We start from the raw sequence: 2,718 nt of genomic DNA on the forward strand, positions 1-2,718 counted from the left end.
CCCGCGCCCTGGTGGCGATTGCCGGCGGGCGGGCCGAGGCGCCGGAGGACGCGGCCACGCAAAAAGCCCGCGGCGGCACGCGGCCGCTCGCAGGCTTCCTGACGCAGATGATCGTCGAATCCGACCCGACCCTGCGGCCGTCGCGGCTGGAGCGCACCGGGATCGCCGCCGCGCGCTACGCCGAGACGGCGCGGCTCACGGCCTGATCCCGGACGGCCGTCTCAGGCCTCGGTCGACTTGACGTTCAGGACCTGGCGGCCGCGATACATGCCGGTCTTCAGGTCGATGTGGTGGGGGCGGCGCAGCTCGCCCGAATCCTTGTCCGTCACGTAGGTCGGCGCCTTGAGGGCGTCGGCCGAGCGGCGCATGCCGCGGCGGGAGGGGGAGGTCTTGCGCTTCGGAACGGCCATGACGGGAAATCCTTGCGGTCTGGCGCCAAAGCGGCGCCCGGGCGTCTCCCGATCGGGATCGCCTCGCGCACCGCTCGATACGGAGATTCGAAGGCGCGCTTATAGCGGCGGCGGGCCGGCATGGCTAGGGGGCGTCGCGCGCCCTCGGCGAGCCCCCGGAACGGCGCGACGCTCCGCTCGGGAACGGCCCCGGATGGTGCGACGATGACGGCCCGTTGCCGGCCATTTGCGGGGCGCAATACTTGCCGACGGCGGGGTATGATGCCGCGGGCGCAACCTGAGCCGGGGCCGGCGAAGATGCGTGCCACGCGGAAGAAAGTCGGGCGGGGGCAGAATTCTTTGAACCTTTTCCCGTCCATGCCCCGTTAAGCTTCGGGGCCGCCCGGCTGTTCGCATTACGAACCGGGCGCCCCGCCTCCTGAAGTCCCGCCGGCACGTGGGGTGACCCCGACCGACCCGACGGCGGATACGACCCGTTGAGAGAGATCACGTTCGATGGAATCGTCCGACGCGTGGCGCCAGACCGGCCGCCTGGACACCGAGCAGGGCAAGGGCGACCCGTTCGCCGCCGCGGTCCGCGCGACGCGGATGGCGATGATCATCACCGATCCGCGCCAGGCCGACAACCCGATCGTGTTCGTCAACGACGCGTTCCTGCGGATGACCGGCTACGCCCGCGACGAGATCATGGGCCGCAACTGCCGCTTCCTGCAGGGCGCGGGCACCGACCGCGGCGCCGTCGCGCTCATCCGCGAGGCGGTGACGGCGGGGCGCGACATCGCCATCGACATCCTGAACTACCGCAAGGACGGCACCCCGTTCTGGAACGCGCTGTACCTCAGCCCGGTCACCAACGAGGCCGGCGAGGTGCCCTACTTCTTCGCCTCGCAGCTCGACGTGACCGACCGCGTCGACGCGCACATGCGGGTCGAGCAGGAGAAGGCGCATTTCGAGGCCGAGGTCGCCAAGCGCACCCACGATCTCAGCCAGTCGCTCGCGACGCAGACGATGCTGGTCCACGAGGTCGACCACCGGGTCAAGAACAACCTCCAGATGATCGCCGCCCTGCTCGCCATGCAGACCAAGGCGATCACCGACCCGTCGGCGCGCGCGGCGATGGAGATGATGCTGACCCGCGTCGAGGCGCTCGGCACCGTGCACCGGCGGCTGTACCAGTCGAACGACGTCGAGCGCTTCGACGTCGCCGAGTTCGCCCGCGACCTCTCCAACGACCTGGTGCGCGGCTCCGGCCGCGACGGCATCCGCCTGCACCTCGACCTCGAGACGGTGGAGGTGCCGGTCTCCAAGGCGCCGCCGGTGGCGCTGATGATGAACGAGCTCATCACCAACGCGCTCAAGCACGCCTTCCCCGACGAGCGCCCCGGCCGGCTCTCGGTCACGGTCGCGCCGGACGGCAAGTACTTCGCCATCAAGATCGCCGACGACGGCATCGGCATGCCGATCGAGGTGATGGAGAAGCGCTCCTTCGGCAAGCGCCTCATCGGCACCCTGTGCCGGCAGCTGAACGCTAGCATCGCCTGGCAGTCGAACGAGCCGGGGACCACGGTCAACATACGCCTGCCGCGCGAGACGGCGGACAGTTCGGAGACGCCGTGACCGAACCGCTGCGGATCCTGGTGGTGGAGGACGAGGCCCTCATCCTCATGCAGATCGAGATGATGCTCGAGGAGGCCGGGCACCGCGTGGTCGGCACCGCCATGACCGCCGCCGAGGCGATCGCCCAGATCGAGGCGTGCCGGCCCGAGCTGGTGCTGATCGACTTGCGGCTCGCCGACGGCTCGTCCGGGATCGAGGTGGCGCAGGCGATCCGCGACCGCGCCGGCATCACCGCCGCCTTCATGACCGCCAACGCGCGCCAGCTCACCGAGGAGATGGAGGGGGCGACGGCGGTGATCTCGAAGCCGTTCAGCGAGACCGTGCTCGAGGCCGCGCTCGCCTACCTCGAGACCTGCGTGCGCCGCCCGCCGCCGACCGGCCCGGTGCCGAACGGGATGCGGATCTCGCCGCAATGCCTCGCCCGCTTCGCCGCGATGCGCCCCTGACGGCCGCCGGGACCCGATGACGGAACGGATGCGCGCGCTCGGGATTGGAACCGGCGCCTGGGGCGGCGTGTCGCAGCGTTAAGCCGCGGTTCAAGCGCGCCGGCCCACACCCGAGGCCGTCGGCGCCGGGCACCGGGCCGCCGTTCCTTCGGGAGGACCACCATGGCCACTCAGTTCCTGCGCACCCTCGCCGTTCTCGCCTGCCTCGCCGCCGCGCCGGCGCTGGCGCAGAGCCCCGCCCCCGC

At 71.2% G+C, this 2,718-nt stretch carries 4 protein-coding genes; 3 read left to right on the forward strand and 1 reads right to left on the reverse strand.

From position 1 onward, the window contains the following. Positions 1 to 8 precede the first annotated feature (8 nt). Positions 9 to 206 carry a hypothetical protein gene (locus tag FV230_RS26925; RefSeq protein WP_246695026.1) on the forward strand — a complete coding sequence of 66 codons (198 nt, stop codon included), beginning with the start codon at positions 9 to 11 and terminating at the stop codon, positions 204 to 206. Positions 207 to 221: 15 nt separating this feature from the next. Here FV230_RS26925 and rpmF read toward each other — a convergent pair whose 3' ends face one another. Beyond that, complete coding sequence (gene rpmF, locus FV230_RS26930) at positions 222 to 410, reverse strand: 50S ribosomal protein L32 (protein ID WP_147729459.1); 189 nt, start codon at positions 408 to 410, stop codon at positions 222 to 224. Positions 411 to 905: 495 nt separating this feature from the next. On the opposite strand from rpmF, the gene FV230_RS26935 reads away from it, so the two are divergent. Next, positions 906 to 2,027 (forward strand): histidine kinase dimerization/phosphoacceptor domain -containing protein, encoded by a 1,122-nt coding sequence (locus tag FV230_RS26935; protein ID WP_147729460.1) that lies wholly within the window; start codon positions 906 to 908, stop codon positions 2,025 to 2,027. Next, positions 2,024 to 2,473 carry a response regulator gene (locus FV230_RS26940; RefSeq protein ID WP_147729461.1) on the forward strand — a complete coding sequence of 150 codons (450 nt, stop codon included), beginning with the start codon at positions 2,024 to 2,026 and terminating at the stop codon, positions 2,471 to 2,473. Before FV230_RS26935 ends, FV230_RS26940 begins: the two co-directional genes overlap by 4 nt. Positions 2,474 to 2,718: the final 245 nt, after the last annotated feature.

The organism is Methylobacterium sp. WL6 (assembly GCF_008040095.1).
GTDB lineage: Bacteria > Pseudomonadota > Alphaproteobacteria > Rhizobiales > Beijerinckiaceae > Methylobacterium.